Source organism: Denitratisoma oestradiolicum, from assembly GCF_902813185.1.
Taxonomy (GTDB): Bacteria; Pseudomonadota; Gammaproteobacteria; order Burkholderiales; family Rhodocyclaceae; genus Denitratisoma; species Denitratisoma oestradiolicum.
Map to the genome: position 1 here is coordinate 105427 of NZ_LR778301.1, position 25487 is coordinate 130913.

Consider the following 25487-nt stretch of genomic DNA (forward strand, 5'->3'; position numbering starts at 1 on the left):
AGTAAAGGAGAAGAATTGCCATGAGCGCCAACGCGTTTTCCATCCAGGGCAAGACCGCCCTGATCACCGGCGCCTCCCGGGGCATCGGCCTGGCCATTGCCGAGCTTTTTGTCGAGCAGGGGGCCGAGGTGATCATCGTCGCCAGGAAGCAGGAGACTCTCGACGAAGCTGCCGCGACGCTGCGCGCCAAGGGCGGCAAGGTCCACGCCATTGCCTCTCACATGGGCAGGATGGAAGATATCCAGAAGCTGGTTGCCACCCTCGACGAGCGCGGCCTGAACGTGGATATCCTGGTCAATAACGCCGGCATCAGCCCGCCCCACGTGGAATCCTTCGCCGACACCACCGAGTCCCTGTGGGACAAGGTGATGGACGTGAACCTGAAGGGCCCCTTCTTCCTCAGCGGCGCCATCGGCAAGAAGATGGTGGCCCGGGGCAGCGGCAACATCATCAACATCAGCACCACCTCGGCCCTGATGGCCCAGCCGGAGATCGGCGCCTACTGCGTTTCCAAGGCGGCACTGAATACCGTGACCCGCTGCTACGCCCGGGAATTCGGCCCCCACGGCGTACGCGTCAATGCCATTTCCTGCGGCGTGATCAAGACCGTCATGGGTGATCACACCCTGAACGATCCTCAGCGCTATGCCGACATGATGAAGATCAATCCGTTGAAGCGCGCCGGCTTGCCCGAGGAAGTGGCCAACGCCGTGTTGTTCTTCGCCAGCGCCGCTTCCAGCTATTCCACCGGCACCATTTTTCAGGTGGATGGCGGCGTGCTGAGTTGAGGCCCGTCACACCGGCGAACGCCGGTGCCCAGACTTTGTTGATTTCCCTGGATTCCGGCGTTCGCCGGAATGACGCACTGGGGCTTGTTCGGTGCTTCCCTAAATCTGGAAACTGATCCAACGACCCCGGACGTAGAACCGGGGCGGAGGAGGAGACAAACATGACACAAACCATCGCGGACTTCATCCGTGCCCGGGCCGACGATGACCACGTCGCCCTGCGTCATTTCGACCAAAGCTGGAGCTACCGCCAGTATGTGGCCGGCTGCGCCCAGCGGGCGGCCTTCCTCCTGGCCCGGCGCCGCCCGGGGCCCTTCCATGTGGGCATCCTGCTGGAGAACGTGCCGGAATTTCCCTTCTGGCTCGGCGCCTGCGCCATCGCCGGTGCCACCATGGTGGGGCTCAATTCCACCCGTCGGGGTGCCGACATGGCGCGGGACATCGGCCATACCGATTGCCAGTTCGTCATTACCGGCCACCCTTTCCGGGGCGACATCGCCGGCCTGGAAACCGGCCTTTCCGCCGAGCGTATCGTTGATGTGGACGGCCCTGACTACGCTGTCCTGCTCGCGCCCTTCGAGGGCGCCCCCCTACCGGCAATCACAGTCACGCCCACCGACATCTTCAGCCTGATCTTCACCTCCGGGTCCACCGGTGCTCCCAAGGCCTGCATCTGTTCCCACGGCCGCATGGCCACCCTGGCCAACACCGTATCCCAGTATTTCGGCTACGACCGTAGCGCGGTCAGCTACGTGCCCATGCCCTGGTTCCATGCCGCCGCCATCAACATGGGTTGGCTGCCGGCCCTGGCCGGCGGCGCCACCGTGGTGATCCGGAAATTCACCGTCTCCGGCTTCATGGACGACGTGCGCCGTTACGGTGCCACCCACTTCAATTACGTGGGCAAGCCCCTGGCCTATCTGCTCACCGCCCCCGAACAACCCGATGACGGCCAGAGCACCCTGCGCATGGTTCATGGCAACGAAGGCGCCATCGACGACCAGGAACGTTTTGCCAAACGCTTCCACTGCACCGTGATCGACGGCTATGGCTCCACCGAAGGCGGGCTTTCCATCGGCCGTACGCCCGACATGCCCCGCGGTTGCCTGGGTATGGCCCACCAACCCGGCGTGCAGGTGATGAACCCCGAAACCAACCAGGAATGCCCCCGTGCCCGCTTCGACGCCCAGGGCCAGTTGCTGAACGCCAACGAGGCCATCGGCGAATTGGTGAACATCCACGGTGCCCAGGGCTTCGAGGGCTACTGGAACAACCCCGAGGCCGAGCACCGCCGCGTGCGCGACGGCATCTTCTGGACCGGTGATCTGGCCTACCGGGACGAGCCGGGATATTTCTGGTTTGCCGGGCGGGATGATGACTGGATGCGGGTGGATGGTGAGAACATCGCCTCGGCCCAGGTGGAGCAGGCCCTGTTCCGCCATCCGGATGTGGTGCTGGCCGGTGTCTATGCCGTACCCGACTGCGCCGTCGGCGACCGGGTCATGGCCGCCCTGGAACTGCGCCCCGGCGCCCGCTTCGATCCGGCGGCCTTCGAGGCTTTCATCGCTGCCCAGGCGGATTTCGGTACCAAATGGATGCCCAGCTTCATCCGCATCACCGAGCAGATGCCCGTCACTGCCACCGCCAAGGTGCTGCGTCGGCAACTGCGCCAGGAGCGCTGGCGAACCGCTGACCCGGTCTGGTGGAAGGCGGAAAAGGAGCAGACCTATCGGCGCATGTCATCCTCCGATATGGAAGTCTACGAAGCCCGGTTTGCGCCGGGTGCATTGCAACGGCTATAACAGCCAATCTGAACAGGGAGTGAACAAAATGGCGGGAGGCAGCATTGGACCTTTGTTGGATGCGGATGAGTTTTTCAATCACCAGATCGTCGAGACTTTCGCCTCGGTCTTGCAGACCGATTACAGCTGGACCGAAAAGGTCTGCCTGATGGCGGCTGCGCGCGATGGATCGTTGCAGATCGATTTCGGCATCGGCAAGTACATCAACCGTAACGTGGTGGACGGCTACGGCGGCGTCTCACGGGGTGTCGAGCAGTGGAATGTCCGGGCCAGCCGGGAACTGGCTACCGATCCCAACAGCGTCAATGTCGGCCCCTTGCGCTACGAGGTCATCGAGCCCCTGAATAAGATCCGCGTCGTGCTGGAAAAGAACGACGTCCAGCCGATCGCCTTCGATCTCATTCTGGAGGGGATCGTCCCCTGTGTCACCGAAGACCGGGAGGATCGCCGCACCGTGACCGGCTATCGCCGCGTCGCCGATCAGATCCGCTACCACCAGACCGGGACCGCGCGCGGCTGGGTGGAGGTCGACGGTGTGCGGACCGAAGTAACGCCGGAGACCTGGATCATGACGAGGGACCACTCCTGGGGAGGCCGTTCGAATGTCGGTCTTCCTGTGCAGGATGTGGCGCCCGAGCCGATGGATTCAGGCTCGATCGGCAAGGCGTTGGCCATCTGGAATCCGCTGTTTTTTGAAATGGCCGACGGCAAGCGCTTTGCCTTTCACCAGTACTACCTGATGTACCAGGGACCCGGGTTCCACCATGAACGGTTACAGGGCCATTTCGAATTCACGGATGGCCGGCTGGAGGCGATCGTCGCGCTGGAGCCGGCCATTCGCTTCAATCCCGTCAACAAGCGCTTTCTCGGCGGCGAATTCCGCTTGACCATGGCCGACGGTCGCCGGCGGACCTTGACCGCCCGGCCGGTGGGCGACACCGGTTTCCATTTGGGCGGCGGCCTCTACCATGGCTTCGACGGCATGCACCACGGGCAGTGGCGGGGCAAGCTCCTGGTGGAAGGCGAGCATTTTGCCGACTGCTCGCTGCCGGAAGCCGTGGCACGGCTCAACCAGTTCCGTGACTGCCTGATCGAGGTGACCGACAGCGAGACCGGCGCCCGGGGCTGGGGGAACTGCCAGACCTATGTCAATGGGAAATGGCCGGAGCTTGGACTGCCCGAAGGGTGAAAGCTCGGAAGGCAAGGGAGCGTGACGGCCTCCTTGCCTCCTGGTCGGCTACTCCCGGAGCAACGGTTACGGTATCGGCGATTCCGCTGTTCATCCAGGTGCACCGATGCCCTCAGGGGGTGGTCAGGGCGGCATCCACCAGGGCCTTCAGGGGTTCGTAGCCGAAGGTCGGCAACGGTGCTCCATTCACGAAAAACTCCGGTGTCTGGGTGACATTGAGGGCCTGGGCGTCCGCCAGGTCCTGGGCAATCAGCTGGGCGATTTCCGGTGCCATCATGTCCAGCCGGAGCTGCTCCAGGTTCAGGTCGAGGCCTTCCAGTTTCTGCCAGACCAGGGCCAGTTGCGGCGTGTGGTGGGGCGCCCAGTCGGCCTGGGTTGCCAGCAATGCCTCCAGGGCTGGCCAGAACTTGCCCTGCTTCCTGGCCGCCTCGAGTATCGCTACCACGGCGTCGGAACCTTTGTGGAAGGGCGCGTAGCGCAGCACCAGGTGAATCTGGCCAGGGTTGGCGGCCATCATCTCTTTGACCAAAGGATAGAAGGCCCGGCAGGTTTCGCAGGCGGGATCGAGAAACTCGACGATCTGTACCTTGGCCTGGGCGGGCCCCAGGGTCGGTGCATGCATCCGCACCAAATGGGCCCGGTTGCGTTCGGCCAGTTGTGCGGACTGGTCGATCTTTTCGCTCTTGTAGACCAGGGTTGCCACCAGGAACACCGTCAGCAGGATTACGGCGGCAATGATGAACAGGGTTTTCTGCTTCATTTGGAACCTCGAAAGTAACTCAGGATGAACAGGATGATGATGGCCGAGAAGGCGGCTACCGACAAAAGGGGGATCGTCAGGAAGCCGAACCACTGGATGACGGTCTGGGAGCAGGGCACCCCCTGGGTACAGGGCTTGATGCTCTCGGGAATCACTCCGGCGATCAGCAGCAGGTGGAAGGAGGCAAAGCCCCAGCCAGGCAGCGCCAGGGCCAGTCCGTAGCGGATCACCCTGGGGTCGAAGGGGAACAGTCCGAAGGGCAGGATCAGAGCCAGGGGAAACATGAAAATGCGCTGGTACCAGCACAGCACACAGGGAGGCAGTTGCATGATCTCGCCGAAGAATAGGGCGCCCAGGGTGGAGATACCGGCCACCAGCCAGGCGGCGAAGACCAGGGCCCAGGCTCTGTCATTGCGGGCGGGGATGCGTGTCATGGGAGTGTCCGGGGAAGCCAGCGCGGCATTTTAGCCCTCCGTGACAGAGTCATTCACTAATCGGTTAAGTCATGACAAATCGTGAGAGGAATTTCGAGCGAAGCGAGCCAATACAGTCACCTTCCCCGCGAGGGGGAGGACGGGAGGGGGTGGGCCTTGATTTGCCTTTCCGGCCAAACATCACTCGCCTTTATCAACGCTGTCCCTGTTTGGTTCCGGCTTGGCCGGCTTAAGGGTCTCCACCCGCTGGCGCAGGATTTCCGCCAGCCGGCATACGCCGGGGCCGGCGAAGTCCGGGTCGGCCAGCACCAGGTAGAGTTCCACATAGCGTTCCTCACCGCCCCGCAGGGGCAGGGGCTTGAGCAGGCCCTGGGCCAGCTCCTGGGCGATCCGTTCCTCGGGATACCAGGCGAAGCCGTGGCCGGCGCAGTTGGCCGCGATGGAGGAGGCCATGCTGCTGAAGGTCCAGCGCTGCTCCACCTCAACGATCACGCCCCGGCGGTCCCGGGTGCTGGCAGTCTCCCGCACCGCCAGATGCCGGTGGGCGCTCAGGTCCTTGTGGCCCAACTCCCGTCCCAGGCGGTGTAGGGGGTGGTCCGGATGGGCGACGGCCACCAGGCGCAGCCGCATCAGCGCCGTGCCCAGGAAGCCGGGGGGAATCTGGGGCGTGATGGCCAGGTCGGCCTGGCCGGTGAGCAGGGCTTCCGGGGTGCCGCCCAGCACCGATTCGATCACCTCCACCCGGGTCCGGGGGCTCTCCCGGCCCAATTGGGCCAGGCTGTCCAGCAGCAGTCCGGTGGGAAACAGGATTTCCACGGCCAGGCCGATTTCCGCTTCCCAGCCAGCGGAAAGGGTGCGGGCTGCCTGTTCCAGGTCGCTGGCTTCGCTCACCAGGGCCAGGGCTCGTCGATAGAGCATGTGGCCGGTGGGTGTCAGTACGGCCTTGCGCCCCTGAATCTCGAAGGCCCGCACCCCCAGCAGGGACTCGATCTTCTGCACCGCGTAGGTCACCGCGGACTGGCTCTTGTGCAGCACTTCGGCGGCCTGGGCGTAGCCCCCCGCCTCCACCACGGCGATCAGGGCGCGCCATTGGTCCAGGGCGATGTGGGGTGTGGTCACTTTTATCTAATTATTAGATTGATATGAACGAAATATTCTGCTTTTTTATCTTTTCTGTAAATCGTTAAATGAGGGCGTCCACAACCAGGAGATAAAGAAATGAGCACCCTGCTACAAATCAATGCCAGCCTGTTTTCCAACCAGGGCCAGTCCAGCCAGCTGGCCGACCGCTTCGTTGCCACCTGGCAAAACGGCAATCCCGCTGCCCGGGTGATCTCTCGGGATCTGGCCCAGGAATCCGTGCCCCATCTCGACGGCGCCCGCTTCCTGGCCTTCACGACGTCGGCGCAAGAGCGCAGCCCGGAACAGCAGCAGGTGGTGAACTATTCCGATGCCCTGATCGAGGAATGGCGCCAGGCCAGCGTGATCGTGCTGGGCCTGCCCATGTACAACCTGGGCATTCCTTCCACCCTGAAAGCCTACTTCGATCACATCGCCCGGGCCGGGGAGACCTTTCGCTATACCGAGAACGGCCCCCAGGGCCTGCTGACGGGCAAGAAGGCCTACATCTTCGCCGCCCGGGGCGGTCGCTATGTCGGCACCCCCCTGGACAGCCAGACCGACTACGTCCGGGGTTTTCTGGGACTTATCGGCGTCACGGAGGTCGAATTCGTTTACGCGGAAGGTCTGAACATGGGAGACGAGGCCCGGACCACGGCGATCGATGCGGCCCATCGCGAACTGGAAAGGCTTGCGGCCTGAGGGCCGACTACTCGAGGAGAAGATCATGACGACGCGCATCCTGCAAAGAATCATCCCATCAATTCCGGTGTCGGATGGCGCCGGGGTGAGGCTGCGGCGCAGCCTGGGCCAGAGCCGGGAGCAGCGTCTCGATCCCTTCCTGATGCTGGACGAGTTTTCCTCCGACAATCCGGAGGACTACATCGCCGGCTTTCCCGCCCATCCCCATCGGGGTTTCGAGACGGTCACCTACATGCTGGAGGGGCATTTCCTCCATGAGGATCACCTGGGCCACCAGGGCCATCTGCAGAGCGGCGGCGCCCAGTGGATGACCGCCGGACGCGGCATCATCCATTCGGAAATGCCCCAGCAGGATAGCGGCCGGCTCCATGGCTTCCAGTTCTGGATCAATCTGCCGGCCAGGGAAAAGATGAAGCCTGCCAGCTATCGGGACATCCAGCCCGAGGAGATTCCCCGGGTGGCGATCGAGGGCGGCGAGGTGCGGATTGTCGCCGGCAGCTTTGAGAGCCAGGGGCTGTCGGTGGCGGGTCCCATCCAGGGCCTGTCCACTTCGCCCAGCTTTCTCGACGTGCGTCTGCCGGCCGGCGGACGCTTCGCCCACAAACTGCCCGAGGCCCACAGTGCCTTTCTCTATCCCTACGCCGGCAGCCTGCTGGTGGGTGCGCCTGAGCAGCAGCGGCCCCTGTCCATGGGACAGGCCGGGGTACTCTCGGCCGGGACGTGGCTGGCAGTCGTTGCTGGAGAGGCTGGTGCCGGTTTCCTGCTGCTTGCGGCCCGACCCCTGGGAGAACCGGTGGCTCAGTATGGTCCCTTCGTGATGAACACCCGGGAAGAGGTCGAGCAGGCCATCGCCGATTACCAGGCGGGGCAGCTGGTGTAGTGCTCCGGTGAGGCGGCGTCTCTTAACGCGAAAGCATCAACAACAGAGTCGATGGGCAGCCCCGCCCCAGGTGAGGTCGGTGACCATGCGGCTCAGACCGGCAGGCCCCGTGGCTTGCGCCCGATGCTGTGGGCCAGGATGCGGTCGTAGAGGGCATTGGGCACCAGGGGCAGCAGCCGGGCGAGGATGGCCATCTGCCAGGGCAGCACGGCGTAGCTGTCGCCGCGGCGGATGATGCGGATGATGCGGCGGGCGGCTTCGTCCACCGGCAGCATGAAGGGCATGGGGTACTGGTTCACCGCCGTCATCGGGGTTTCCACATAGCCGGGCAGGACCGTGATGACCTTGACGCCGCTGCCATGCAGTTCGATGCGCAGGCTTTCCAGGTAGGCGATCGCCGCCGCCTTGGAGGCGGCATAGGCCCCGGCCCCGGGCAGGCCCCGCACTCCGGCCACGGAGGCGATGCCCACCAGCCGGCCTCGGCCGCCATTGCGCATGGATCCGACAAAGGGATGGAAGGTATTGACCATGCCCTGGACATTGACCGCCATGATGCGGGCGAAGACTTCCAGGTCCTCGTCGGCCCCGGTCAGGGTGCCGGCGGAAACGCCGGCATTGGCGATGACGATATCGGGCACGCCGACACGCTGCATGAAGTCCTGGGCGGCGGCGGCCTGGGCCGCAGTGTCGGTCACGTCCAGGGGGTAGGTGAACACCCGGCCAGGCAGGCTGGCCGCCAGTTCCCGCAGGACATCTCCCCGGCGGGCCACCAGGCCCAGGCTGGCTCCCCGGGCGGCGTAACGCCGGGCCAGGGCGGCGCCGATGCCGGAAGAGGCCCCGGTGATCCAGACCCGGAGCGCCATGGCGTTCTACTTCCGTCCCTGTTCGGCGCGGGCCTTGGCCACTAGGGCGTTGGCGACGGCCATGAACTTCTCCGGCGTCATTTCGGCCGGATCGACGATGCGATAGCGGCCATTGATCACGATGGCCGGCACGGCGTCGATGCGATGGCCGGCGTTCAACTGCATGGCCCGCTGCACCTTGGACTGGATGGCGAAGGAGCTGTAGGTATCGGAGAATTTCTTGGTATCCACGCCCTTCTTGGCCAGCCACTCGGGGAAACCTTCCTCCTTGATCGGGTGCAGGTCCCGGCTCTCATGGATGGCGCTGAAGATCTGGGCGTGCAGCTTATCTTCCAGACCCATTGCCTCCAGGGCGTAGAACAGCTTGGCGCCGGGCATCCAGGGCTTGGCTGCGCCGGGTACGCGGCGGAAGCTCACGTCCTTGGGCAGGGTTTTCAGCCACTGGTTGAGGGCGCCCTCGAAATGGAAGCAGTGGGGGCATCCGTACCAGAAGAATTCGCTCACCTCCACCTTGCCCGGACTCTCGGTGGACTGGGGCGGGTTGAGCACCGTGTAGTCCTTGCCCTCCATCAACTCGGCGGCGCCGGCCGCTGTGGCCAGAACCAGGAAGAGAACAGCGAACAGGGATTTCATGAGGCGCATGGGGAAACTCCTTGTCATGGTTTGGCGGGCTTGGTTTCAGCCCGGGGTTCAGCCTTGGATTCTGTCCTGGCCTCCGCGCTGCTCTTCACCACGGTGGCCTGGATGCCATTCTGGGCCAGCAGGTTGCGGGCCCGGTTCATTTCCTCGGGGCTGGCGAAAGGACCTACCCGGACCCGGTGCAGGGTGCCCTTGTCCGCCACGTTGACCTGCTGCACGCTGGCTTCCACGCCCATCATGGCCAGCTTGGCCTTGAGGTTGTCGGCGTCGGCGGGCTTCTGGAAGGCGCCGGCCTGGAGGTGGAATTGCGTCGCCGGGGCGGCAGGGGATTCGCTCTCGGGCGGGGCGGCGGCCGTGGTACCGGGGGTGCCCTCCTGACCGTCGGGGAGAATCTTGTAGAACTCGAAGCGGGGTTTTTCGGCGACCTTGTCCCCGGGCTTGCCCGGCAGGGCCGGGGGCACCTGACCTGGCTGGGGGGAGCTGGCCAGATCCTCGCCACGGCGGGGCCTTTCCTGGAAGGGCATGGGGGTCTTGTTCAGGTACCAGACCAGGCCGAAGGCGATCAGCACGCCGATCACCAGGCCGATGAATACGCCCAGCAGGGTGCCGCCGCCGTTCTTGCCCTGGGGTCTGGCGGCGCGGGGCTTGATGTCTTTTGTCATGTCACATGCTCTCCGGGGTGGAAACGCCCAGTAGCCGCAAACCGTTGGCCAGGGTCTGGCGTACCGCCTGGGCCAGGGCCAGGCGGGCCAGCTTCTGGGTTTCGTCTTCCACCAGCAGGCGCTCGGCGTTGTACCAGCCGTGGAACTCGCCCGCCAGGTCCTTGAGGTAGAAGGCCAGGGAATGGGGTGCGTAGTCCCGGGCAGCCACTTCGACCACCTCGGGGAACTGCCCCAGGCGGGCGCACAGGGCCAGTTCCCGCTCGCTGACCAGGGGCGCCAGATCCGCCGCCGTCAGACTGGACAGGGCGCCGCCCCACTGGGACAGCACCGAACTGATGCGGGCATGGGCGTACTGGACGTAATACACCGGGTTGTCGTTGGACTGGGACTTGGCCAGTTCCAGATCGAAGTCCAGAGCCTGATCCTGCTTCCTCAGCATGTAGAAGAAGCGGCAGGCGTCGTTGCCCACTTCTTCCCTCACCTGGCGCAGGGTGACGTATTCACCGGCGCGGGTGGACATGGAGGCCTTGACGCCGTTGCGCAGCAGGGCCACGAACTGGATCAGGGTCACGTCGAGCCGGCTGTCGTCCTGGCCCATGGCCTTCAGTGCCCCACGCACCCGGGGGATGTAGCCGTGATGGTCGGCACCCCAGACATCCACCACCCGCTCGAAGCCCCGTTCGAACTTGTTCAGGTGATAGGCGATGTCGGAGGCGAAGTAGGTGTAGAGGCCGTTGTCCCGTTGCACCACCCGGTCCTTTTCGTCGCCGAAGGCGGTGGAACGGAACCACTTGGCGCCGTCCTGGAGATAGATGTGGCCCTGTTTTTCCAGCAGGGCCACGGCCTTCTGCACCAGGCCGGTGTCGTAAAGGGAACGCTCGGAGAACCAGGCGTCGAAATGGACGCCGAATTCCTCCAGATCGGCGCGGCCGTCGGCCAGCTGCTCCGACAGGGCGTGCTGGTGAATGTAATGCCAGTCCTCTCCCAGCAGGTCCTTGCCGGCGGCGATCAGGCCGTCCAGATGGGCCTCGATGTCCGGCTCCGGGGCCGGGGCGCTGGCCAGCACCGCCGCAGCGGGGCGGACGTACTTGTCCTGATGGGCCCGCTTGATCTGCTCCGCCATTTCCCGCACATAGCCGCCCTGATAGGCATTGGGGGGGAAGGGCAACAGCTCGCCGAACAGTTCCAGGTAGCGCAGCCAGGTGGACACGGCCAGAATGTCCATCTGCCGACCGGCGTCATTGACGTAGTACTCCCGGGTCACCTGGTAGCCGGCGAAGGCCAGCACCGAGGCCAGGCTGGCGCCGTAGGCGGCGCCCCGGCCGTGGCCCACGTGGAGGGGCCCGGTGGGATTGGCGGAAACGAATTCCACCTGAACCTTGCGGCCCGCACCGACCTTGCCGCGGCCGAAGTCCAGACCCTGCTCCAGGGCGGCCCGCACCACCTGGGTCTTGGCGGCGGGGGCCAGGGTGAAGTTGATGAAGCCCGCACCGGCGATGTCGGTCTTGATGACCCAGGGCGAGGGCGGCAGTTCCCGCATCAGCCGTTCGGCGATCTGGCGCGGATTGGCCTTCAGGGGCCGGGCCAGCTGCATCGCCAGATTGGTGGCGAAGTCGCCGTGGCTGGCCTGTTTGGGCCGCTCGATGAGAATTTCTGCGTCCGCGCTTTCGGGCGCCACGCTGGCGAGGGCTTCGCGTAACAGTTCAACAAGATGCTGCTTGGGGTCGAAAGACATGGATTTCTTGCCGGAAACATGGACTTGCGTTTCATTATACCGGCCGGCGGGATATGATTTCGCCCTTTGCCACGGCGGAACTAGGCACTTTCAACGCCGCCGGGCCTTATTCCAGATCGCCTACGAAGGAGCTTCCCATGACCGCAGCCACCAACCTGCACCCCGCCCTCAACACCAAGCTGTGTCAGATGACGGGCTGCAAGTATCCCATCGTTCAGTCCGCCATGGGCTGGGTGGCCACGGGACAGCTCTGCGCCGCCTCGTCCAATGCCGGCGCCCTGGGTTTCATCGGTTCGGCCACCATGGACCTGAAGCAACTGGCCAATGAGATCGCCTGGGTCAAGGACCATACCGACCAGCCCTTCGGCGTGAACATGCGCTCCGATGCGCCGGATGCCGCCGAGCGGGTGCAGATGATCATCAAGTCCGGCGTCAAGGTGGCGGGCTTCGCCCTGGCCCCCAAGGAAAAACTGATCAAGACCCTGAAGGATGCCGGCGTCGTCTGCATTCCGTCGATCGGCGCCAAGCGCCACGCCGAGAAAGTGGCCTCCTGGGGCGCCGATGCCCTGATCGTCCAGGGTGGCGAAGGCGGAGGCCACACCGGCTCCATCGCTACCACGGTGCTGCTGCCCCAGATCGTGGACGCGGTGGATATTCCCGTCATCGCCGCCGGCGGCTTCTGCGATGGCCGAGGCCTGATGGCGGCCCTGTCCTTCGGCGCCGAGGGCATCGCCATGGGTACCCGTTTCCTGCTGACCAAGGAATCGCCGGTGCCGGAGAACGTGAAGAACATCTACATCAAGGCCGGCGTTGGCGACACCGTGGCCACGGATCAGGTGGACGGCCACCAGCATCGCATGATCCGCAACGGCTTCGTGGACAAGCTGCTCACCACGCCGGCCTGGAAGAACACCGTGCTGGCGATGATGAATGCCCTCAAGCTCAAGGGCCTGACCCACATGCCCCTCTCCGATATGCTGAAGCAGGGCTGGTCCATGCGTCGGGACCACGGCTACGGCCTGGCCCAGGTGGTGATGGCGGCCAACACCCCGATCCTGCTGCGCACCACGATGGTGGAAGGCAAGACCGAATTCGGCATCCTGCCCGGTGGCCAGGTGATGGGCCTGATCGACAGGATCGAAAGCTGCGACGAGCTGATCCAGCGGGTGGTGGCCGAGGCCACCGCCATCCTCGACCGCTTCCAGCGCTGATCGGCTGAACCGATGGAACTCTTCGGCAAGGTCGCCCTGATCACCGGCGCCGCCCGGGGCATCGGTGCCGCCTGCGCCCGCCGCTTCGTTGCCGAGGGGGCGAAGGTGGTGCTGGCGGATCGGCGCGAAGAGGAGGGCCAGGCCCTGGCCCAGGAAATCAATACCGCCCATCCCGCCGCCGCCTGCTTCGTGGCCCTGGATATCGCCGACGAGCATGCCTGGAACGCTGCCGTGGCCTGGGCCGAGGAGGCTTTCGGCCGTCTCGACATTCTGGTGAACAGCGCCGGCATCATCCGCAACCTGCCTTTCGAGAAGCTGGACGTGGAAACCTTCCGCAAGGTGGTGGACGTCAATCTGACGGGCACCTTCATCGGCATGAAGTCAGCCCTGCCGGCCCTGAAGCGGGCCGGGGGCGGCGCCATCATCAACTTCTCCTCGGTGCAGGGCATGGAGGGCCGGGAGGGCCTGATGGCCTACTCGGCCTCCAAGTTCGGCATCCGCGCCCTGACCAAGACCGCCGCCATCGAGCTGGGTCCCCTGGGCATCCGGGTGAACACGGTGCTGCCGGGGCCGACCCGGACCAGCATGACCGAGCGCCCCGGCTGGCAGGATGCCGACTACGATGCCGCCTACGGCAACTACCCCCTGGGCCGCATGGCCGCCGCCGTCGAGGTGGCGGAGATGGTGCTGTTCCTGGCCTCGGACCGTGCCTCCTTCTGCACCGGCGGCGACTACCCGGTGGATGGCGGCATGCTGGCCGGCAAGCCACGGGGCATCATGCCGGCAAATCCGCGTTAACGCGATGGGTCGCCAGTACCGCCACCGAGGATGCCAATACGTAAAGGCCAATTGAACGCCCCCCACCCCCATCCCCGCCCCAGGGCGGGGCTACTGATCGGCTCGCTGCGCTCGGCCGTTACGTTCGGCTTCGTTGCTGCTTTCACGGTAACGCCATGATTTCGCTGCAGACACCCTACGTTAGCTACCAGGTCCGGGTGCCTGCGGAGTGGATCGACGTGAACGGCCACATGAATGCCACCCGCTACCATCTGGTGGTGTATGAGGCCCATTACCGATACACCCAGGCCATCGGCCTCGGCGATGACTACGTGGCCCGGACCCATTGCGGCAAGGCTGTGCTCGAATCCCACATGCGCTTTGAGCAGGAAGTGTCCCTGGGAGATGAACTGGAGGTGCGCTCCTGGCTGCTGGCGGTGGATGCCAAGCGCCTGCACTTTTTCCATGAGGTCATGAACCTGACGACTGGTCGGCGCGCCGCAGCGGGAGAGCAGGTGGATATTCACATCGACCTGCAAGCCCGTAAGTCGGCGCCCCTGCCCGAGGCGGCCTATGCCGAGTTGCAGCGTATCGTCCGGTCCTGCCTGGTCTTGCCGAAGCCTCCAGGCGTGGGCAGCCGAATCAGGCCCCCCGTCAATCCCTGGTTCGACCACTCCTGACGTTTCTAACGCGTATGGTCACCAGTACCACCCCCGAAGATGAAAATACATAAAAGCAAATTGAACGCCCCCCACCCCCGTTCCACGGCCGGCTTTGCACAGCCGGCCGGCTTCGGCGGCGCGAAGCCGTGCTTCGCGCAACCCCGCCTACGCCCCCTTCCCGGGGCGGGGCTACTGATCGGCTCGCTACGCTCGACGGTCACACTCGGCTCCGTTGATGCTTTTTCACGTTAACCTTCTCCGACCCACCACCGTGCGCCTTTTCCGCCTGCTCAAGATCGTCCGCGTCAGTCTGGCCCATGGCCTGGACCAGTTGATTCTGGAACATGAACCCAGCGGCCGCCTGATGGCCCTGACCCGGTCCCTGTTGTTCTGGCGCGACCTGTCCGCGCCCCGGGCAGTGCGTCTGCGTCTGGCCCTGGAGGCCCTGGGGCCGATCTTCGTCAAGTTCGGTCAGGTGCTGTCCACCCGCCGGGACCTGCTGCCCACGGACATCGCCGACGAACTGGCCAAGCTCCAGGATCAGGTGCCGCCCTTCCCCTGGGAGCAGGCCCGGGCGCAACTGGAGGCCAGCTTCGGCAAGCCGGTGGACCAGGTCTTCGCCCGCTTCGATCAGGTGCCGGTGGCCTCGGCCTCGGTGGCCCAGGTACATTTCGCCCAACTGCCCGATGGCCGCGAGGTGGCGGTCAAGATCCTGCGTCCCGGCATGCAGAAGGTGATCGGCCACGATCTGGCCCTGCTGGATGCCGCCGCCCTGCTGCTGGAAAAACTCTGGTCCGATGGCAAGCGCCTGAAGCCCCGGGCCGTGGTGGCGGAGTTCGACAAATATCTCCATGACGAACTGGACCTGATGCGGGAGGCCGCCAATTGCTCCCAGTTGCGGCGCAACTTTGCCCATTCGCCCCTGCTGCTGGTGCCCGAGGTCCATTGGGACTGGTGCGACGAATCGGTGATGGTGATGGAGCGCATGGTGGGTACGCCGGTCTCCCAGGTGCAGGTGCTGCGCGAGCAGGGCGTGGATATCCCGGCCCTGGCCCGGGCCGGGGTGGAGATATTCTTCACTCAGGTGTTCCGGGATGGCTTTTTCCATGCCGACATGCATCCGGGCAATGTCTTCGTGGCCACCGAGGGCGCCGACAAGGGCAAGTACATCGCCCTGGATTTCGGCATCGTCGGCACCCTCACCGAGACGGACCAGCGCTATTTGGCCCATAATTTTCTGGCCTTCTTCCGCCGCGACTACAAGCGGGTGGCCGAGGCCCATGTGGAATCGGGCTGGGCGCCGCCCGATACTCGCATCGACGAATTCGAGGCGGCGATCCGGGCGGTCTGCGAGCCCATTTTCGATCGGCCCCTGAAGGACATTTCCTTCGGCCGGGTACTGCTGCGCCTGTTCCAGGCATCCCGCCGCTTCAATGTGGAAATTCAGCCCCAGTTGGTGCTGCTGCAGAAGACCCTGCTCAATATCGAGGGCCTGGGGCGGCAGTTGGACCCGGACCTGGATCTCTGGCAGACCGCCAAGCCTTTCCTGGAGCGCTGGATGCAACAGCAGATGGGCTGGCGCGGCCTGGTGCGCAACCTGAAGCGGGAGGCGCCCCAGTGGGCCTCGGTGCTGCCAGCCTTGCCGCGCCTGATGCACCAGGCCCTGGTGGAACAGGGAAACAGTCGTACCCATGAGGAACTGGCGGCCCTGCGCGCCGCCCAGGTTCGCCAGGGGCGCTGGCTGACGCTGCTGGCCCTGCTATTGGCCGTCGCTCTGGGGTTGCTGCTGTTGGGCTGAATCTTCCCCACCGCCCTCGCAGATACGCTGGGCCCAGGCCAGGGCCTCGTTCTGGGCGGTCATCACGTCCTCCTGGGTCAGCAGCAACTCGGCGGAGATGGCATCGACCTGATCGAAGTCAGCCTGCTCCAGGGCCTCGCACAACACGATCAGGCGGCCCAGAGGTCGGCGTCGGTCCACCAGGGCCTCCCGCAGTTCGTCGGCCAGGTTCAGGCGCTTGACTACCTTTTCCATGGGCCAGCTCATCAGCACATCGGCCAGGGACAGGAGACCCACCATGTAGGCCTCCTCCTGCAACAGGCTGGAAGAATGGTGGGTGCGGTAGGTCAGCACGTACTCCATGAAGCGGGCCCGGCGCAGGGCCAGTTCCATCAGGGGGGAGGCCTTGCCATCGCCGTTCAGTACGTACAGCAACACCTGTAGCCAGCGGGTCAGTTGCTTGCGGCCGAGAATGGAAAAGGCGTGCTTGAGGCTGCGGATCGAGGTGGGCAGGGCGAAGGCCGAGGAGTTAACCAGGCGCAGCAGATGGACCGACAGCACCGGGTCGGTCTTGAAGGTGTCCTCCAGTATCCGGTCGTCCTCGTCGGCCGCCAGCTTGGAGAGCAGGTCCAGTACCGCCAGCTTCTGGGGGTCGGCCCGTTCGCCGGTGATCTCGGTGCAGCGGGCGAAGTAATAGCCCTGGAACAGGTGAAAGCCCTTGCGTCGCAGGACCTCGAACTGCTCGGTTTTATCCACGCTCCGGGCATAGAGCTGGGCGCCCTGGCCCCAGGCCTCCATCACCAGGTCGTCGCATTCCCCGGCCACCACCGGGGCGGCGTCGAATTTGACCACGTCGGCCTGGGCAGCAGATTCTCCCAGGGAAGCCAGGTCCGTCACGGCCATGCCGGAGAGATCGATAACGATGCGGAAGCCCTGGGCGCGAAGTTCCTGGCAGCGCTCGGTGCAGGCTTGGACGGTGGACAGGTCCATCTCCAGGGCGAAACGGTCGGCAGGCAGAAGATTGAGCAGCTCGCTTTCGAGCAGGGCCGGGGAGGCCGGCACGAAGGCCCGGCGCAGCCGCAGCAGGTCGTCCAGGCCGGAGTGAATGAAGGCGCTCACCACCGCATCGGCGACCACCGCCGGCTCATGGTCGCCATTCTCACGTCGGTAGATCAGCTCCACGGCCACCGACGCCTGGGCGGCATTAAGGATGGGCTGATAGGCGAAACTGTATTTGGTGTTGTCCATAGAGGGCCGCCAGCCGGGGCTCCGCCCGGTATCCAGAATGACGGTAGCTATAATGCCGCATTTATCGGGGCGCTGCATATGATCAGTGTCCTGCCGCAGGAGTTGATCGATGCTGCTCTGGTTTGTCGCGCTATATCTGCTGGTCTCTGTGGGCATTGGTCTCTTCGCCGCGACCCGGGTCCATAACGCCAAGGATTTCGCCGTAGCGGGGCGCCACCTGCCCCTACCCGTGGTTACCGCCACGGTCTTTGCCACCTGGTTCGGCGCCGAAGCCGTGTTCGGCGCCTCGGCTACTTTCGTCAAGGAAGGCCTGGGAGGTGTGGTGGCCGATCCCTTCGGCTCCTCCATGTGCCTGGTGCTGGCCGGCCTGTTTTTTTCACGCTATCTTTACAAGCTCAACATCATCACCCTCGGCGATTTCTACCGCATGCGCTACAACCGCACGGTGGAGGTCATCACCACCCTGTGCATCGTCGCTTCCTACCTGGGCTGGGTGTCGGCCCAGATCAAGGCCCTGGGGCTGATTCTCAACGTCGTCACTCAGGGAGATCTGAGCCAGGAGGCCGGCATGATCCTGGGAACCCTCGTGGTGCTGACCTACACCACCTTCGGTGGCATGCTCTCGGTGGCGGTACTGGACTTTGTCCAGATGGCGGTGAGCATGGGCGGGCTGTTCTTCATCGCCTATGTGCTCGCCGGCAAGTTCGAGTTCTTCCCGCCGCCTGACCCCTTGCAGTGGGTGACCTTTATTGGCGCCTGGGTCACCATGATGCTGGGTTCCATTCCCCAGCAGGACGTGTTCCAGCGCATCACCTCGGCCAAGAGCGCACGCATCGCCATCTGGGGCTCGGTGCTGGGGGCCTCGATCTATTTCTGCTTCACCTTCGTGCCCATGTTCATTGCCTACTCGGCCACCCTGATCGATCCGGCCCAGTATCTGCCCCTGCTCGAATCCGATGCCCCCGCCGACTTCCAGCGAGTGCTGCCGATGCTGGTGATGGACCAGACGCCGCTATTTGCTCAGGTGATTTTCTTCGGCGCCGTGCTCTCGGCCATCATGAGCTGCTCTTCGGCAACGCTTCTGGCGCCTTCGGTGACCTTCGCCGAGAACATCGTCAAGGGTTTCTTTCCTGCCATGAGCGACTGGCAGTTCCTGCGGGTGATGCGTCTGTCCATCGTTGTTTTCGCCTGCGTGGTGTTGCTCTTCGCCCTCAATACCAATGCCTCGATTTTCAAGATGGTGGAGAACGCCTACAAGATCACCCTGGCCGGCGCCTTCGTGCCTCTGCTGGCGGGGGCCATCTGGCGCCGGGCCACCACCCAGGGCGCCCTGGCGGCAACCATGGGGGGGCTGGTCTCCTGGCTGCTACTGGAGGCCCTGGTGGGCGAGGCCATGCCGGTGCCGGCCCAGTTGATCGGCCTTGCCGTCAGCTTTGTTGGCATGGTGCTGGGTTCCTTGCTGCCTCAGTGGGTGGGTCATTCGACGCCTTACCCGGACCTGCATCCGGACCTGCATCATCACGCGGCCTCCAGTACCCACCACGTGACCGCCAAGACGCACCACCATAGCTAGGGAGCGTAAGAGCGTGGCGTTGCTTGAACTCAGGAACGTCACCCGCCGCTTCGGCAGTCTCGAAGCCGTGAAGGAGGTTTCCCTCGCCGTGGAGGCAGGGGAGTTCTTCACCCTGCTGGGCCCCTCGGGCTGCGGCAAGACCACCATCCTGCGCATGATCGCCGGCTTCGACGCGCCGGACCAGGGCGACATCCTGCTCGACGGCCTATCCCTGTCCGGAGTGCCGCCGGAGCAGCGGCCGCTGCATACGGTGTTCCAGAGCTACGCCCTGTTTCCCCACATGAGCGTGGCCGGCAATGTGGCCTTTCCCCTGGAGATGGCCGGCCGCTCCCGGGACGAGATCAAGCGTCGGGTGGCGGAGACCCTGGCCCTGGTGCATCTGGAGGACAAGGGCAGCGCCTACCCTCACGAGCTTTCCGGCGGCCAGAAGCAACGGGTGGCCCTGGCCCGGGGTCTGGTGAACAAACCCCGGCTGTTGCTGCTGGACGAACCCCTGGGCGCCCTGGATGCCAAGCTGCGGGAGGAAATGCAGATCGAGCTGATTGCCCTGCAACGGGAGGTGGGCGTCACCTTCATCTTTGTCACCCATTCCCAGCAGGAGGCCCTGGCCCTGTCCCATCGCATCGCGGTGATGCGGGAGAGCCGCATCGAACAGCTCGACGAGCCGGACCAGTTGTACACCCAGCCCGCCAATCGCTTCGTCGCCGACTTCATCGGCAAGATCAACCTGATCGAGGTGGAGATCATCGCCGCCAGCAAGCTGCGCCTGAGCCTGCGGGCCGCGGGCCTGGGAGAGATTGCCGCTACCGATCCCCGCCCCCTTCAGGCGGGGGAGCGTGGCGCCTTCGCCCTGCGCCCCGAGCTGATCCGGGTCTATGGCAGCAAGGAGGCGGCGGACCTGAAGAACCGTTTCGAAGGCCATGTGCGGGAACTGCTTTACCTGGGGGACGTGACCCTCTACAAAGTGGAATTGACCAACGGCGTGCGGATCGAGGCCCTGATGCCCAACGCCGCTCCGGGCCGGGCCAAGTTCCATGAAGTGGGGGACCCGGTCAGCGTCTGCTGGCGCCATGACGCCGGCGTCTACCTGAGGAATTGAAGCCATGGCCGGCAAGCGCGACCTGACCCGCTGGGTTGTTACCGCTCCGCCTACCCTGTTCCTGCTGGCTTTCTTCCTGGTCCCGGCCCTGATCGTCGTGCTCGCCTCCTTCCGGGAGCCCGGGGAATTCGGTGGCCTCGCCCCCCTGCGGGTGGATGGGCGCTCCACCCTGGGGCTGGAGGCTTACCACTTCCTGCTGGGGGACGTGATCTATCTGGAGATCCTGGCCCGCTCTTTCCTGGTGGCCCTCGTCACCACCCTGCTCTGCATCCTCCTGGCCTATCCCCTGGCCTGGCTGATTGCCCGCAGTCCGGCGAAGCGCCGCGACCTGCTGGTGCTGCTGGTGGTATTGCCCTTCGCCAGCAATTTCCTGGTGCGCATCTATGCCTGGATCATGCTGCTGGGGCCTATCAACCTGCTCTACACGCCCTTCGCGGTGATCGCCGGCATGGTCTATGTGCATCTGCCCTTCATGGTGCTGCCCCTCTACACCAACCTGGAAAAGCACGACCCGGCCCTGCTGGAGGCGGCCCAGGACCTGGGAGCCTCGGCCTGGACCCGCTTCTGGCGGGTGACCTTTCCACTGTCGCTGCCCGGCATCTTCTCCGGCGCGGCCCTGGTCTTCATTCCGGTGCTGGGCATGTTCGCGGTGCCGGAACTGCTGGGGGGCACCGGCGACATCCTGATCGGCAACCTGATCAAGGAGCAGTTCCTCGACAACCGGGACTGGCCCCTGGGCTCGGCCCTATCGATCATGCTCACCATTACGGTACTGCTCCTGGCCGGCGCCGCAGCATGGGCGGCCCGGCGCGGGCTGCACGGCACCGAGGCGGTGACATGAACGGCCCACCCCCCATCCCCCGCCCCAGGGGCGGAGGTGACTGCGGTTCGCGGACTGCGTCCGCTCCGTGGCGTGGCTGTCGCGCCTTGTCCCTCGGGGATTTCCTTCGGTCAAGGCGGCTCGGCGGCGCGGCCGGCTGCGCTCGAGTGCTGCGGGGGCGTCGCCACGGTTCGGGAGTCGTGACATGAAGGCACTCACCATGGCACACGGTCGCGCGCGGTTCTGGCTCTGGGGCGCTGCCTTGGCTGTGTATGGTTTTCTCTACCTTCCGCTGGCCGTGGTGGTGCTGTTCTCCTTCAACGACTCCCAGCTCAACGCCCAGTGGGTGGGCTTCACCACCCGCTGGTACAGCAAACTCCTGGGCGATGGCGAGATGCTGCGGGCGGCGGCCAACTCCCTTACCATCGCCCTGCTCTCATCCACCATTGCAACCGTGCTGGGGGCCATGGCCGGACTGGCCATGCACCGCTACCGCTTTCGCTTTCTGCCCTTCCTGGTGCTGACGCCGGTGGCCATGCCGGAGATCCTGCTGGGCGTTTCCCTGCTGCTGTTCTTCCGCCAGGTGCTGGACCTGACCCTGGGCTTCCTGTCCATCCTGGTGGCCCACATCACCTTTTCCATCGGCTTCGTCGCCGTCATTGTCCGGGCTCGATTGGCGGGCATGGACGAGAGCATCTTCGAGGCGGCCCGGGACCTGGGCGCCAGCCCCTGGGCCACTTTCCGCCGCATCACCCTGCCCCTGATTCTGCCGGCCCTGGTGGCGGGCTTCCTGATGAGTTTCACCCTGTCCATTGACGATTTCGTCATCACCTTTTTCGTCGCTGGCGTGGGCGTCAGCACCCTGCCCCTGCAAATCTATTCCATGATCAAAGTGGCGGTGACACCGGAGGTGAATGCCGTCTCCACCCTGCTGATGGCCTTGACCCTGAGCCTGATCTTCCTCGCCAGCCGCTTCGCGCCGGATGTGCTGAAGGGCAAGGAATGAGCTGCGCTCCGACACTGACTGCCATCTTCCTGGGTCTGCTGTTTTGGCTTGCTCCGGGTGCCCGCGCCGAAGAAGTGCTGTATCTCTACAACTGGAACAACTACATCAGCGATGAAACCCTGCACCGCTTCGAGGTCCGCTGCGGCTGCCGGGTGAAGCAGGACTACTACTCCGACAATGAGGAGATGCTGGCCAAGCTGGAGGCCGGCGCGGTGGGCTACGATCTGCTGGTGCCCACCGGCAACGCGGTGGAGTCCCTGATCCGGCGCGGCGCCCTGCGGCCCCTGGACAAGGCCCGGCTGCCCCATCTGGAGAACATCAAGCCCGAATTCCGCAATCCCTGGTACGACCCGGGCAACCGCTATGCGGTGCCCTATGCCACCTCCGTCACCTTGATCGGCTACAACGTCGAGAGGCTGCGGGCTCTGGGCCTGCCCACCGATACCTGGGCGCTGATCTTCGAGCCGAAGCATTTGGAGAAGATTCGCGGCAAGGTGACGGTGCTGAACAGCCAGCGGGAGCTGATGGCGGCGGCGATGAAATACCTGGGGCACTCGATCCAGTCCCGGGACATGGCCCAGTGGCAGGCGGCCAAGGCCCTGATCCTGCGGGCCAAGCCCTACTGGGCCACCTTTTCCAACAGCACCTACATCAAGGATCTGGCGGTGGGCAACATCTGGGTCGCCCATGGCTACTCCAACGACATGTTCCGGGCCCGGGAGGATGCCAAGGCGGCGGGCCGGCCCTTCACCATCGGCTTCACCACGCCCCGGGAGGGGGCGGTGCTGGCGGTGGACAACTGGGTGCTGCACCGTTCCGGCCGGCATCCCGAGCTGGCCCAACGTTTCATCGATTTCATGCTGGAGGGGGATAACGCGGCCGACGTTTCCAACCTGATCGGTGCCGGCAATCCCAATGCCGCTGCCATGGAACGGGTGCGTCCGGAGATAGCCGGGGATCCGGCTATCTTCCCAACCCGTGCGGATCTGCGCCGCCTGGAAATGCTGCGTGACTTCGAGCCCCGTCTGCGGCGCACCCTGTCCCGCCTGTGGACCGAGGTCAAGGTTCGATAAACCCATGATTTCGATCAAGTATTGACCGATGGCCGGGGGCTATAATCACCCCTTCAGCCATCCGTAGCAAAGTCCTGCCATGCCCGCCCCCCATCGCCCCGAACTGGTCTGCCCTGCCGGCGGCCTGCCTGCTCTCAAGGCCGCCATCGATAACGGCGCCAATTGCGTCTACGCCGGCTTCAAGGACGAGACCAATGCCCGCAACTTCAATGGCCTGAATTTCGACGACAAGAGCCTGAAGGAAGGCATCCGCTACGCCCACGACCGGGGTGCCAAGGTGTTGATCGCCCTCAACACCTATCCCCAGACGGACAACTGGTCCCGCTGGACCGCCGCTGTGGACCGGGCCGCCGCCTTTGGCGTGGATGCGGTGATCCTGGCCGATCCGGGCCTGATGGATTACGCCCACCGCACGCATCCGGATCTGCGCCTGCATCTGTCGGTGCAGGGCTCGGCCACCAGCTATGAGGCCATCAATTTCTATCGGGAGCGTTTCGGCATCCAGCGCGCCGTGCTGCCCCGGGTGCTTTCCCTGGCCCAGGTGGAACAGGTGGTGAAGAACACCCCGGTGGAGATCGAGCTTTTCGGTTTCGGCGGACTGTGCGTCATGGTGGAGGGCCGCTGCGCCCTGTCCGCCTATGCCACCGGCGTTTCCCCCAATTGCAACGGCGCCTGTTCCCCGGGCAAGTTGGTGCGCTGGGAGCAGACGCCTCAGGGCATGGAGACCCGACTCAATGGCATCCTGATCGACCGCTTCGGCGACGACGAACGGGCCGGCTATCCCACCCTGTGCAAGGGCCGTTTCGAGGTGGATGAGGCAACCTATTACGCCATCGAGGAACCCACCAGCCTCAACACCCTGGAACTGCTGCCGGAGATCACCGCCATGGGCATCTCCGCCATCAAGATCGAGGGCCGCCAGCGCAGCCCGGCCTACGTGGCCCAGGTGACCAAGGTCTGGCGCGAGGCCATCGACAGCGCCTGGCGCAACACTGACCAGTTCGTTGCCAAGCCGGCCTGGATGGCCGAGCTGAGCAAGGTTTCGGAAGGTCAGGCCACCACCCTCGGCGCCTATAACCGTCCCTGGAAATAATGGCCCCCATCCCCCAACCCCTTCCCGTGGGAAGGGGCGCTTGCAAGCTCGCTGCGCTCGATAACTCGGGGGCGCTGTCGTTTCGGCACTGTGCCCATGCCGCCTCCGGCGGCGCGCCGTCCGGCCTTGGGACGGCCCGGCGGCCGGACTATCTGGAGAAGTAATGAAACTCGCCCTCGGCCCCAATCTCTACTACTGGCCCCGCCAGCAGACCCTGGACTTCTACGCCGCCATGGCCAGCCAGCCGGTGGATATCATCTACGTCGGGGAGACCGTCTGCTCCCGCCGCCATGAGCTGCGTCTGCCCGACTGGCTGGACGTGGCGGGCCAGTTGGCCGATGCCGGCAAGGAAGTGGTGCTGTCCAGCCAGGCCCTGATCGAATCGGAATCGGACCTGAAGGCCCTGCGCCGGGAGGTGGGAAACGGCCGCTGTACCGTGGAAGCCAACGAAATGGGCGCGGTGCGGATGCTGGCGGAAAAGAAACTGCCCTTCGTCGCCGGTCCCACTCTCAACATCTTCAATGGCGAGACCCTGCGGCTGATGGCCGAGGCCGGCGCCACCCGCTGGGTGATGCCTCCCGAGTCCAGCCGCGAACTGCTGGCGGGCATCCATGCCAGCCGGCCGGCTGGCATGCAAACCGAGGTCTTTGCCCATGGCCGGCTGCCCCTGGCCTACTCGGCCCGCTGCTTCACGGCGCGCCGCTACAACCTGCAGAAGGACACCTGCGAGTTCAAGTGCATCGACTTCCCCGACGGCATGCTGCTGAAGACCCGGGAAGGGGAACCCTTCCTGACCCTGAACGGCATCCAGACCCAGTCGGCCAAGACCTACACCCTGCTGCGGGAAGTGCCCGAGCTGGCCGCGGCCGGGGTCGATGTGCTGCGCCTGAGCCCCCAGGCCGAGGGCATGGCGACCATCATCAACCTGTTCCGCCAGGCGGTGGATGGAACTCGTGCCGGTGCCGAGGCCCTGGCGACACTCAATGGCACTATGGCCGCCGGTGCCTGCAACGGTTTCTGGCACAATCGGCCCGGACTCGAACTCGTGGAGATTGCGTGATGCCCTTCAAGCTGCCAACCCAGATTCCCCAATTCACCCTGCCGGCCCCGGTGGCCCGCATCGGTGCCAAGCTGCCCCAGTTGCCCCCCACCCTGGCCCTGGTCACCGGCCTCAACCTGGCCCTGGGGCGGATGATTCCCCGGGAACCCCTGGAGCCCCTGATCGGCAAGCGCTTTGCGATCCGGGTGCTGGATGCGGGCCTGACCCTGCGCTTCGCCTATTCCATACGGGGATTCCGGCCCATTTTCGATGCCGGCAAGCCTGATCTCACCATTTCCGCCAAGAGCCGCGATTTCATCGCTCTGCTGGCGCGGGAGGAAGACCCCGACACCCTGTTCTTCAGCCGCCGCTTGCTCACCGAAGGGGATACCGATTTGGGCCTGCTGGTGAAGAACACCCTGGACGGTATCGAAATGCCCCGTTTCGATCCTTCCCGCTTCGCTCCCGGCGAGATGTTGCGTCGCCTGCGTCAGCGCCTGGCCCCGCCCCGCGGGGCCTGAGCGGTTCCAGGCACC

The 25487-nt window shown here is 64.8% G+C and carries 25 protein-coding genes; 17 read left to right on the forward strand and 8 right to left on the reverse strand.

The genetic code is table 11. The annotated features are described in order from the left end of the window. Window positions 1-20: 20 nt before the first annotated feature. The 3 genes from DENOEST_RS00675 (at window position 21) to DENOEST_RS00685 (ending at window position 3779) form a co-directional block, all read left to right on the forward strand. The gene (locus DENOEST_RS00675; RefSeq protein WP_145770192.1) at window positions 21-788 is read left to right on the forward strand and encodes an SDR family NAD(P)-dependent oxidoreductase; all 768 of its coding nucleotides are present in this window, start codon (window positions 21-23) and stop codon (window positions 786-788) included. A gap of 161 nt (window positions 789-949) precedes the next feature. Next, entirely contained in the window at window positions 950-2590 is a 1641-nt protein-coding gene (locus tag DENOEST_RS00680; RefSeq protein ID WP_145770191.1) for a long-chain-fatty-acid--CoA ligase, read from the forward strand. A 28-nt stretch (window positions 2591-2618) separates the two neighbouring features. Then, window positions 2619-3779 (forward strand): hypothetical protein, encoded by a 1161-nt coding sequence (locus DENOEST_RS00685; RefSeq protein ID WP_145770311.1) that lies wholly within the window; start codon window positions 2619-2621, stop codon window positions 3777-3779. A 112-nt stretch (window positions 3780-3891) separates the two neighbouring features. Here DENOEST_RS00685 and DENOEST_RS00690 read toward each other — a convergent pair whose 3' ends face one another. The 3 genes from DENOEST_RS00690 to DENOEST_RS00700 all read right to left on the reverse strand — a co-directional run bounded on the left by DENOEST_RS00690 (window position 3892) and on the right by DENOEST_RS00700 (window position 6092). Then, window positions 3892-4539 (reverse strand): DsbA family protein, encoded by a 648-nt coding sequence (locus DENOEST_RS00690; protein WP_145770190.1) that lies wholly within the window; start codon window positions 4537-4539, stop codon window positions 3892-3894. Then, window positions 4536-4973 (reverse strand): disulfide bond formation protein B, encoded by a 438-nt coding sequence (locus tag DENOEST_RS00695; RefSeq protein ID WP_145770189.1) that lies wholly within the window; start codon window positions 4971-4973, stop codon window positions 4536-4538. Before DENOEST_RS00695 ends, DENOEST_RS00690 begins: the two co-directional genes overlap by 4 nt. A 180-nt stretch (window positions 4974-5153) precedes the next feature. Beyond that, on the reverse strand, window positions 5154-6092 hold the full coding sequence (locus DENOEST_RS00700; protein WP_145770188.1) for a LysR family transcriptional regulator: 939 nt from the start codon (window positions 6090-6092) through the stop codon (window positions 5154-5156). A 99-nt stretch (window positions 6093-6191) separates the two neighbouring features. On the opposite strand from DENOEST_RS00700, the gene DENOEST_RS00705 reads away from it, so the two are divergent. Further along, window positions 6192-6794, forward strand: a complete 603-nt coding sequence (locus DENOEST_RS00705) for an FMN-dependent NADH-azoreductase (RefSeq protein ID WP_145770187.1) — start codon at window positions 6192-6194, stop codon at window positions 6792-6794. A 25-nt stretch (window positions 6795-6819) separates the two neighbouring features. Then, window positions 6820-7674, forward strand: a complete 855-nt coding sequence (locus DENOEST_RS00710; protein WP_145770186.1) for a pirin family protein — start codon at window positions 6820-6822, stop codon at window positions 7672-7674. A 92-nt stretch (window positions 7675-7766) separates the two neighbouring features. On the opposite strand, the gene DENOEST_RS00715 is transcribed toward DENOEST_RS00710, so the two are convergent. The 4 genes from DENOEST_RS00715 to argS are packed head-to-tail and all read right to left on the reverse strand — an operon-like array spanning window position 7767 to window position 11573. Then, a complete protein-coding gene (locus DENOEST_RS00715) occupies window positions 7767-8537 on the reverse strand; it encodes an SDR family oxidoreductase (protein ID WP_145770185.1) in 771 nt (256 codons plus the stop codon). A 6-nt stretch (window positions 8538-8543) separates the two neighbouring features. Continuing rightward, the gene (locus DENOEST_RS00720; protein WP_170228154.1) at window positions 8544-9179 is read right to left on the reverse strand and encodes a thiol:disulfide interchange protein DsbA/DsbL; all 636 of its coding nucleotides are present in this window, start codon (window positions 9177-9179) and stop codon (window positions 8544-8546) included. A 14-nt stretch (window positions 9180-9193) separates the two neighbouring features. Then, entirely contained in the window at window positions 9194-9838 is a 645-nt protein-coding gene (locus DENOEST_RS00725; RefSeq protein ID WP_145770183.1) for an SPOR domain-containing protein, read from the reverse strand. A gap of 1 nt (window position 9839) precedes the next feature. Next, window positions 9840-11573 (reverse strand): arginine--tRNA ligase, encoded by a 1734-nt coding sequence (argS, locus tag DENOEST_RS00730; protein WP_145770182.1) that lies wholly within the window; start codon window positions 11571-11573, stop codon window positions 9840-9842. 137 nt (window positions 11574-11710) lie between these two features. Between argS and DENOEST_RS00735 the strand changes: the two genes are divergently transcribed. The 4 genes from DENOEST_RS00735 to ubiB all read left to right on the forward strand — a co-directional run bounded on the left by DENOEST_RS00735 (window position 11711) and on the right by ubiB (window position 16021). Continuing rightward, window positions 11711-12784 carry an NAD(P)H-dependent flavin oxidoreductase gene (locus DENOEST_RS00735; RefSeq protein ID WP_145770181.1) on the forward strand — a complete coding sequence of 358 codons (1074 nt, stop codon included), beginning with the start codon at window positions 11711-11713 and terminating at the stop codon, window positions 12782-12784. Between the two features lie 12 nt (window positions 12785-12796). Next, entirely contained in the window at window positions 12797-13582 is a 786-nt protein-coding gene (locus DENOEST_RS00740; protein WP_145770180.1) for an SDR family NAD(P)-dependent oxidoreductase, read from the forward strand. A gap of 155 nt (window positions 13583-13737) precedes the next feature. After that, window positions 13738-14241: a thioesterase family protein gene (locus tag DENOEST_RS00745; protein ID WP_145770179.1), complete on the forward strand. Its 504-nt coding sequence runs from the start codon at window positions 13738-13740 to the stop codon at window positions 14239-14241. Between the two features lie 253 nt (window positions 14242-14494). Next, window positions 14495-16021, forward strand: coding sequence for a ubiquinone biosynthesis regulatory protein kinase UbiB (gene ubiB, locus DENOEST_RS00750; RefSeq protein ID WP_145770310.1), 1527 nt, complete (start codon window positions 14495-14497; stop codon window positions 16019-16021). On the opposite strand, the gene DENOEST_RS00755 is transcribed toward ubiB, so the two are convergent. After that, window positions 15983-17248, reverse strand: coding sequence for an EAL and HDOD domain-containing protein (locus DENOEST_RS00755; protein ID WP_170228153.1), 1266 nt, complete (start codon window positions 17246-17248; stop codon window positions 15983-15985). The genes ubiB and DENOEST_RS00755 overlap by 39 nt on opposite strands. Before the next feature lie 109 nt (window positions 17249-17357). Between DENOEST_RS00755 and DENOEST_RS00760 the strand changes: the two genes are divergently transcribed. The 8 genes from DENOEST_RS00760 to ubiT all read left to right on the forward strand — a co-directional run bounded on the left by DENOEST_RS00760 (window position 17358) and on the right by ubiT (window position 25472). Next, window positions 17358-18821 carry a sodium:solute symporter family protein gene (locus DENOEST_RS00760; protein WP_183148183.1) on the forward strand — a complete coding sequence of 488 codons (1464 nt, stop codon included), beginning with the start codon at window positions 17358-17360 and terminating at the stop codon, window positions 18819-18821. A 13-nt stretch (window positions 18822-18834) separates the two neighbouring features. After that, complete coding sequence (locus DENOEST_RS00765; RefSeq protein WP_145770176.1) at window positions 18835-19920, forward strand: ABC transporter ATP-binding protein; 1086 nt, start codon at window positions 18835-18837, stop codon at window positions 19918-19920. A gap of 4 nt (window positions 19921-19924) precedes the next feature. Then, a complete protein-coding gene (locus tag DENOEST_RS00770; RefSeq protein WP_145770175.1) occupies window positions 19925-20761 on the forward strand; it encodes an ABC transporter permease in 837 nt (278 codons plus the stop codon). Between the two features lie 199 nt (window positions 20762-20960). After that, window positions 20961-21746 carry an ABC transporter permease gene (locus DENOEST_RS00775; protein ID WP_145770174.1) on the forward strand — a complete coding sequence of 262 codons (786 nt, stop codon included), beginning with the start codon at window positions 20961-20963 and terminating at the stop codon, window positions 21744-21746. Beyond that, window positions 21743-22819, forward strand: coding sequence for an ABC transporter substrate-binding protein (locus DENOEST_RS00780; protein ID WP_145770173.1), 1077 nt, complete (start codon window positions 21743-21745; stop codon window positions 22817-22819). The genes DENOEST_RS00775 and DENOEST_RS00780 overlap by 4 nt, the downstream gene beginning before the upstream one ends. A gap of 79 nt (window positions 22820-22898) precedes the next feature. Beyond that, window positions 22899-23912, forward strand: a complete 1014-nt coding sequence (ubiU, locus tag DENOEST_RS00785; RefSeq protein WP_145770172.1) for a ubiquinone anaerobic biosynthesis protein UbiU — start codon at window positions 22899-22901, stop codon at window positions 23910-23912. A gap of 163 nt (window positions 23913-24075) precedes the next feature. Continuing rightward, window positions 24076-24972 (forward strand): U32 family peptidase, encoded by an 897-nt coding sequence (locus DENOEST_RS00790; protein ID WP_145770171.1) that lies wholly within the window; start codon window positions 24076-24078, stop codon window positions 24970-24972. After that, window positions 24972-25472: a ubiquinone anaerobic biosynthesis accessory factor UbiT gene (gene ubiT / locus DENOEST_RS20445; RefSeq protein ID WP_145770170.1), complete on the forward strand. Its 501-nt coding sequence runs from the start codon at window positions 24972-24974 to the stop codon at window positions 25470-25472. The genes DENOEST_RS00790 and ubiT overlap by 1 nt, the downstream gene beginning before the upstream one ends. The last annotated feature ends 15 nt before the right edge of the window (window positions 25473-25487 follow it).

Coding starts and splice junctions, on each gene's coding strand:
- DENOEST_RS00675 (WP_145770192.1), top strand. CDS start 21: ATGAGCGCCAACGCGTTTTCCATCCAGGGCAAGACCGCCCTGATCACC.
- DENOEST_RS00680 (WP_145770191.1), top strand. CDS start 950: ATGACACAAACCATCGCGGACTTCATCCGTGCCCGGGCCGACGATGAC.
- DENOEST_RS00685 (WP_145770311.1), top strand. CDS start 2,619: ATGGCGGGAGGCAGCATTGGACCTTTGTTGGATGCGGATGAGTTTTTC.
- DENOEST_RS00690 (WP_145770190.1), bottom strand. CDS start 4,539: ATGAAGCAGAAAACCCTGTTCATCATTGCCGCCGTAATCCTGCTGACG.
- DENOEST_RS00695 (WP_145770189.1), bottom strand. CDS start 4,973: ATGACACGCATCCCCGCCCGCAATGACAGAGCCTGGGCCCTGGTCTTC.
- DENOEST_RS00705 (WP_145770187.1), top strand. CDS start 6,192: ATGAGCACCCTGCTACAAATCAATGCCAGCCTGTTTTCCAACCAGGGC.
- DENOEST_RS00710 (WP_145770186.1), top strand. CDS start 6,820: ATGACGACGCGCATCCTGCAAAGAATCATCCCATCAATTCCGGTGTCG.
- DENOEST_RS00715 (WP_145770185.1), bottom strand. CDS start 8,537: ATGGCGCTCCGGGTCTGGATCACCGGGGCCTCTTCCGGCATCGGCGCC.
- DENOEST_RS00720 (WP_170228154.1), bottom strand. CDS start 9,179: ATGCGCCTCATGAAATCCCTGTTCGCTGTTCTCTTCCTGGTTCTGGCC.
- DENOEST_RS00725 (WP_145770183.1), bottom strand. CDS start 9,838: ATGACAAAAGACATCAAGCCCCGCGCCGCCAGACCCCAGGGCAAGAAC.
- argS (WP_145770182.1), bottom strand. CDS start 11,573: ATGTCTTTCGACCCCAAGCAGCATCTTGTTGAACTGTTACGCGAAGCC.
- DENOEST_RS00735 (WP_145770181.1), top strand. CDS start 11,711: ATGACCGCAGCCACCAACCTGCACCCCGCCCTCAACACCAAGCTGTGT.
- DENOEST_RS00740 (WP_145770180.1), top strand. CDS start 12,797: ATGGAACTCTTCGGCAAGGTCGCCCTGATCACCGGCGCCGCCCGGGGC.
- DENOEST_RS00745 (WP_145770179.1), top strand. CDS start 13,738: ATGATTTCGCTGCAGACACCCTACGTTAGCTACCAGGTCCGGGTGCCT.
- DENOEST_RS00755 (WP_170228153.1), bottom strand. CDS start 17,248: ATGGACAACACCAAATACAGTTTCGCCTATCAGCCCATCCTTAATGCC.
- DENOEST_RS00760 (WP_183148183.1), top strand. CDS start 17,358: ATGCTGCTCTGGTTTGTCGCGCTATATCTGCTGGTCTCTGTGGGCATT.
- DENOEST_RS00770 (WP_145770175.1), top strand. CDS start 19,925: ATGGCCGGCAAGCGCGACCTGACCCGCTGGGTTGTTACCGCTCCGCCT.
- DENOEST_RS00775 (WP_145770174.1), top strand. CDS start 20,961: ATGGCACACGGTCGCGCGCGGTTCTGGCTCTGGGGCGCTGCCTTGGCT.
- DENOEST_RS00780 (WP_145770173.1), top strand. CDS start 21,743: ATGAGCTGCGCTCCGACACTGACTGCCATCTTCCTGGGTCTGCTGTTT.
- ubiU (WP_145770172.1), top strand. CDS start 22,899: ATGCCCGCCCCCCATCGCCCCGAACTGGTCTGCCCTGCCGGCGGCCTG.
- DENOEST_RS00790 (WP_145770171.1), top strand. CDS start 24,076: ATGAAACTCGCCCTCGGCCCCAATCTCTACTACTGGCCCCGCCAGCAG.
- ubiT (WP_145770170.1), top strand. CDS start 24,972: ATGCCCTTCAAGCTGCCAACCCAGATTCCCCAATTCACCCTGCCGGCC.